This window comes from Oleiagrimonas sp. (assembly GCF_027858935.1).
Taxonomy (GTDB): domain Bacteria; phylum Pseudomonadota; class Gammaproteobacteria; order Xanthomonadales; family Rhodanobacteraceae; genus Oleiagrimonas.
Genome location: NZ_JAQIBU010000004.1, coordinates 1 through 6,979 on the forward strand (window position 1 = coordinate 1; position 6,979 = coordinate 6,979).

The 6,979-nt window shown below is 63.0% G+C and carries 3 protein-coding genes; all 3 read left to right on the plus strand.

Annotation, left to right across the window (positions count from 1 at the left end):
* The coding region (gene pgmB, locus PF446_RS00120) for a beta-phosphoglucomutase (protein ID WP_298068499.1) at positions 1-2,632 on the plus strand (2,632 nt) is incomplete at its 5' end.
* A 57-nt stretch (positions 2,633-2,689) separates the two neighbouring features.
* On the plus strand, positions 2,690-5,203 hold the full coding sequence (locus PF446_RS00125; RefSeq protein ID WP_298068500.1) for a TonB-dependent receptor: 2,514 nt from the start codon (positions 2,690-2,692) through the stop codon (positions 5,201-5,203).
* Positions 5,204-5,375: 172 nt separating this feature from the next.
* Positions 5,376-6,979: glycoside hydrolase family 65 protein (locus PF446_RS00130; RefSeq protein ID WP_298068502.1), on the plus strand; the 1,604-nt coding region annotated here is incomplete at its 3' end.

The window sequence follows — 6,979 nt, forward strand, 5'->3', positions numbered from 1 at the left end:
CTACCATCGCCATCTTCGCTGGCGTTCGCCGAAGGGCGCCACGCTGGAGATCGATGCCGAACGCGTGGTTCCACTCGACCAGTCCGGCCTGCTGGCGATCCGCTACCTCGTGCGCTCCATCGACTATCGCGGCCCACTGACGCTGCATTCGGCGCTGGAAGTCGCACGCCATGCCACCGCACAAGGTGACGACCCGCGCATCGGCACGCGCGTATCCGGTGGTCTGGCGCAGGAGGCATCGGGCAATCAGGACGACATGGCCTGGCTGACCCAGTCCACCACGAACAGCGCGATCCGTCTGGCCTGCGGGCAGCGCCACCGGACGGGCATGCGTCCCGGTGCAATGGAAACCTCCCCGGAAGGGATCATGCAGGCGTTCCACGCCGAGATCGAACCCGGCCAGGAAGTGGTCTTGGAGAAATTTGTCGCCTACGCATGGACGCGGCCCGGGCAGGACACCCCACATACGCAGCTTCTGGAGACCGTTGCAGACCAGTTGCAGCATGGCCATGCCAACGGCTACGCCAGCCTGGCGCGGGAGCAGTCCTCTACACTCAGCCGCTTCTGGGACGGCGTCGACCTGGCCATCGACGGCGATCCGGCGACCGAACAGGCCCTGCGCCTGAATCTGTTCCACGTGTTCCAGTCCACCTGTCGCGACGGCAGCGGAAGCGCCGCGGCCAAGGGTCTGACCGGCGAAGGCTACGAAGGCCACTATTTCTGGGATGCCGAAATCTTCATGTTGCCGGCCATGCTCGCCACGCAACCGGAACTGGCGCGCAGCATGCTCGAGTACCGCTACAGCATTCTCGATGCCGCGCGTCGTCATGCCCGCGAGATGAACCACGCACGCGGCGCCCTGTTCGCCTGGCGCACCATCAGTGGCGACGAGTGTTCGGCCTACTTCCCCAGCGGATCGGCGCAATACCACATCAACGCCGCAGTCGCCTGGGCGCTGCGCCTGTACGTGGATGCCACCGGCGACCTCGACTTCCTGCGCGACAAGGGTGCAGAGATCCTGTTCGAGACAGCGCGTGTGTGGCTGGATACCGGCCATTTCGATGCACGACGGGACGGTGCCTTCTGCATTCCGGCCGTGACCGGGCCGGATGAATACACCGCCCTGATCGACAACAACCACTACACCAACCGCATGGCACAACGGCATCTGCGCGATGCGGCCGAAGTCGCAACCTGGATGGCGACCCGGCATCCCCAAGCCTACGCCGCGCTGGTCGCACGCATTGGACTGCATGCGGAAGAACCACTTGCATGGCAGCGCGCCGCCGATGCGATGTACCTGCCGCAAGATGCGGCTACCGGCGTGTTTCCGCAGGACGACACATTCCTCGACAAACCCCGACTTCCGGCACTCAAGGAGGATGGCACCAAGCAGCCTCTGTTGCTGCGCATGCATCCGCTGACCCTGTATCGGCACCAGGTCTGCAAGCAGGCTGACGTGGTGCTTGCGCTGGTACTGGCCGGCGCGGATGTCGACATGGCCGCCAAACGTCGAAACCTCGAATACTACGAAGCCGTCACGGTGCACGACTCCACGCTCTCGGCCTCGACCTTCGCGGTGCTTTCTGCCGAGATCGGCGATAGCGAACGCGCATGGCACTACTTCATGGACGCCCTGCGCGTGGACCTGGACGACCTGCATGGCAACGCTGCGCATGGCGTGCATCTGGCGGCCATGGCCGGCAGCTGGCAGGCTCTGGCCTGGGGCTTCGGCGGCCTGCGCATGACCCAGGGACGCCTGGATTTCGCCCCGCAACTGCCGCGCAACTGGCAAGGCTATCGTTTCGGCGTGCGCTGGCAGAACCAGCGCGTACGCGTGTCGGTACGCCGGGATCAGGTGGAATACACCCTGGTCGAGGGCGATTCGCTGGACATTCGCCACTGCGGACAGCTGTTGCAACTGCGTGCTGGATCGCCAGTCACGCGGCCCACGCCGCGCGTTGAGGCTCCGAAGGAGGCGCTGAAGGCGGTGATCTTCGACCTCGACGGCGTGATAGCCGATACCGCTGTGCTGCACGAGGCCGCATGGAGACGCCTGGCCGAGGAGATCGGCATGCCTTTCGACGACGCCATCGGCGAACGCCTCAAGGGCGTCGACCGGCTTGGCTCGCTGGAGATCCTCCTGGAACAGGCTCCACGTGCCTACACGCAGGACGAAAAACAGGCCCTGGCCGAACGCAAGAACGGCTACTACCGCGAGATGATCGAACAGGTCAGCCCGGCAGACCTCCTGCCCGGGGCACGCCAGGCCATCGCCTCCACTCGTGAAGCCGGGCTCAGGGTTGGACTGGCTTCGGCCAGCCGCAATGCGCCCTTGCTGCTTGAGCGGCTGGGGATTGCCGGACTGTTCGACTACATCGTCGACGCCGGAGCCATCACGAATTCCAAGCCGGATCCGGAAATTTTCCTGACCGCAGCCCGTGGACTGGGCGTGGACCCGGAACAGTGCCTGGGTGTGGAGGATGCCGCAGCGGGTATAGCCAGCATCCAGTCAGCAGGCATGGAAGCAGTCGGAATCGGCAATGCGCATGCGCTGGCCGATGCGGATGTGTTGTTACCGGACGTCGCCGCGTTCGACATCAGCCGTTTTACCACTCATACGGCGTATTGAAGCGCTGTCCCCCGGACAGCAAGCCTTTGCAACCCAACTCGTGGGGAGACAAATCTCATGAACAGCAAGAACTTGACCCGGCTGGCACTCTCGGCATCCATCGCCGCGATCCTGATGTCCGGCAATGCCCTGGCCAAGGACAGCGGACAGGCCCAGAGCACGCTCAAGACATCCAAGAGCCAGAGCCAGCAGAACCCCAATGCCAAGACCACCCAGAACCTGGACCAGGTCGTGGTCACCGGTGCCCCGACCTATGCCGGTGTGAAGAAAATCGACGCCAGCTTCTCGATCACCACCGCAAACCAGCACGAGATCAAGAAGGCCAACCCGTCCAGCTCCGCCGACCTGCTGAAGATCGTCCCGGGCATCTGGGTCGAATCCAGCAGTGGCAAGACCGGTGCAAACATTGAACTGGCCGGTTTCCCCGGCGGCGGCGATGCGCCATTCGTCACCTTCGAGATCAACGGCTCGCCGGTGTATCCAGTCCCGACGCTGTCGTTCATGGCCAATGGCTCGCTGTTCCGCGTCGACGACACCGTCGAACGCGTCGAGGTTCTTCAGGGTGGCCCGTCGACCGTGTTCGGCAACGGACAGATCGGCGCCACGGCGAACTTCATCCTGCGCCAGGGCACGGCCAAGCCCACCGGGGACATCGGCCTGACGATCGGCTCCGAGGGTCGCTACCGCGTGGATGGCTTCTACGGCGGCAAGCTGTCGAAAAACTGGTTCTTCAGCATCGGCGGGTTCTACCGCACCTCCAACGGCATCCGCAGTCCGCAGTTCCCCGCCAACGAGGGTGGCCAGCTTACCGCGACGCTGTCGCGCGACTTCGACAACGGCGACATCATGTTCTACGCCCGGTCGCTGAGCGACAAGAATCTGTTCATCACCGATGTTCCGGTCAAGGTGAGCCCGGACGGCAAGAGCGTGTCCCAGTTCCAGAGCTTCAATCCGCTGACCGGTACCTTTGCCGGCAACGAATTGCGTTCAGCCAACTTCCAGATCACACCGGGCAACCCGCCGGGGACGATCAATGGCAATCTCGCCAATGGGCGTGGCAGCCATATCAACATGTTCGGATCCAATCTGGACCTGTATTTCGATAACGGCTGGTCGCTGAGCAACAAGTTCAACCTGACCTCCGGCCACATGCCGACCAACGCGTTATTCAACAACTTCTCCCCAGTCTCGTTTGGCTCGTTCATCAACCAGCAGGTTGCCAGCGCCAACAGCAACCCGGCCATCGTCGCTGCCGGCGGCATGGCGACGACCGGCTCGGGCACCTACGTCAATGGCGGCGGCAGTGTCAGCCCGAACCAGACCGTGGCCTCGCTGGGATTCTGGATCGTCGACAAGAAAATCAAGTCGTTTTCCGACGAAGTACGCCTGAACAAGGAGCTGTTCGATGGCAATACCCTGACTGTCGGCGGCTACATGGCCAGCTATTCCTCCAATGACCAGTGGTATCTGGGCAACAACATGCTGGTCACGGCCCAGTCGCATGCCCGCCTCATCAACGCCTCGCTGGACAACGGTGCGCAACTGACCCGCAACGGTGTGCTCAGCGGGCCCTTCTATGCCCTGACCGAGAACTGGAGCGGACGCAACATTGCAGCCTTCCTTTCCGATCAGTGGACCATCGGCAATTGGGTCCTGGATGCCGGCTGGCGCGTCGAGCACCAGACCGACAACGGCAGCGTTTCCAATGACACCAGCATGAACCTCGACGGCAATCCACTGACCGTCTACAACAACGGCACTGCCGTCGAAAACGGTTCCTACACACCGATCAACTACAGCCATACCCATGGTTCCTGGACAGTGGGCGCCAACTACGAGATCACGCCCAACATGAGCGTGTATGGTCGGGTCAACGAAGGCGTGCACTTCCCCGGCTTCGACAATCTTCGCAGTGGCCAGCCCAACCTGCAGAAAATCAAGAACTTCGAGGCAGGGTTCAAGTTCCAGAACCGGATGTTCTACACCAGCATCACTGCATTCCGCCGCCTCTTCACGGGCGTGCCTTTCCAGCAGTTCACTGCCAGCGGCCAGAACGTGACCAGCATCTATGGCGCCAGCTCCCATGGCATCAACTTCACCGCTCGCTACACCCCGGTGAAGAACCTGTCGTTCGACCTGACCGGCAACTGGCAGCACAGCGTGTACGACCACTATGCGTCGGCAGCGGTCGGCACTTCCCCCGGATTCAACTACAACGGCAACATCCTGCAGCGTCAGCCGCGGCTGCAATTCCGCTTCACACCTGACTATGACGTACCCACGAACTGGGGTGACCTGAACCTGTTCATGACCTACACGCATGTTGGCTTCCGTTATTCCAACATCGGCAACACCCAGCCGCTCCCTCAGTACTACACGCTGGGTGCCGGCGCGGTGGCCAATGTGGGACAACACCTGCAGCTTCGCCTGCAGGGCAGCAACCTGACCAACCAGATCGGCCTGACCGAGGGCAATGCCCGTGTCACCAACTCGGGCGTGATCAATGGTCTGGAGATGGCGCGACCGATCTTCGGTCGCGAAGTCTTCTTCCAGGTCAAATACAAGCTCTGATTCCCGGAGCCGTGCCAGCCCGGGCATGCGTGCGCGCATGCCCGGGCCTTACCGCTGATCGAGGGTTGCAACACGTCCCCGGCAGTCGAATCCCTGCCGTGCACGGTATGGTCTTGCGAGCCCAACGCCAGCACCCGGAGTGAGCATGCCTCAATGCACGTCCGCAACCCTGATGCTTCTCGCCCTGATCACTGCATTGGGCGGCATGACCGCATCGCCTGCATACGCGGCCCGTGCGGATGATGGCTTCAGATTGACGGCCACCCACGAGGACTTCGGACGGTATTTCCCGACCTACCTCGCCAACGGTTACTTTTCCACCATGAGCACGCCGCGCGGCACGGGTCCTGCCCACGCCTACATGGTCGCGTTCATGGACCACACCCACGATGACATCTCGCGCCTGGCAGCCATCCCCGGCTGGAGCGAGATCGACTACAACCCGGGCACGGGATGGATGAATGCCGCGCGACTGGATCGTCACATCTTTGCCCAGTACTCGCAGGTCCTGAACATGCGCGACGGCACGCTGGTCACGCGCTATCGTTTCACCTACGCGGGCCGCGCCACGGATGTGAAGGTCACCACTTTCGTCAGCCAGGCGGACAAGCACCTTGCGGTGACCCGCATCACCCTGACACCGCAATTCAGTGCTCGCGTCCGGCTGCGGCTCCCCATCCGCCTCTGGTCGCAACACCAGCCACGCTTCGCCATCCACACGATGAGCTGGGACCAGGTCAACGCCGCAGTGATCGCCAGCGGCCAGAACCTTCACAACAAGCCGGTGCCGACCCCTGACCGGGCACCGATCTGGTACCCGGGCTACACGCGCATCCTGGACACGCATGGCGATACCAGGACACACTCTTTGTGGTTGAACGGTCGCGCGGTGCATGGCCTGCGCATGGCCATGGCCAGTGCCATCGGCCTGCCCAAGGGTGTCGCGATCAACCACATGGCAATGTTCAAGAGCCCGTACCAGCTCGCGCTGAATGTCCGGCTGCATGTACGCAAAGGCCACGCCTACTCCTTCACCACCTACGTCGCTGCCTCCCGCAAAGGTTGGGGTGGTGATGCACGCGCCGACCTCGCACTGGCCCGCGCAGCAAGAAACACCGGGTTCGATCAGCTGCTGGCCGCCCATCGCGCAGCCTGGCACCAACTCTGGCGATCAGACATCGTCATCAAGGGCGACCCGAAGGCGCAGCTCGCCGTGCACTCGGACCTGTATTACTTGCTGTCTAACACCACCACGGGCACGGCGTGGCCAATGGGGGCCTGTGCCCTCACGCCCAATTATGCCGGTCATGCCTTCTGGGACAGCGACTCCTGGGTGTTTCCCGCGCTGCTGCTGCTGCACCCCGAGCGGGCCAAGCCGATCGTGATGTTCCGCCATCGCACCATGCACCCCGCGCGCGAACGCGCCAGGGAGCATGGCTACAAGGGCACCATGTTCCCGTGGGAAGCCGATCCACAGACCGGTGTCGACGTCACGCCGCACTTTGCGCACGAGGCCTGGCGGGAAATCCACGTCAATGCCGACATTGCCATCGCGCAGTGGCAATACTGGCTGGCCACCGGGGATAACGCGTGGCTGCGGCGCGTGGGCTGGCCGGTCATCCGTGGAGTGGCGCGTTTCTGGACCAGCCGGGTGACCTGGAACAAGTCTGCCGGCCGCTACGAAATCCTGCACGTGACCTCGCCCGACGAGGCCTATGATGACGTCCCCAATGATGCCTTCACCAATGCCACCGCCGCCAAGGCCTTGCGCATTGC

Coding starts and splice junctions, on each gene's coding strand:
- PF446_RS00125 (WP_298068500.1), top strand. CDS start 2,690: ATGAACAGCAAGAACTTGACCCGGCTGGCACTCTCGGCATCCATCGCC.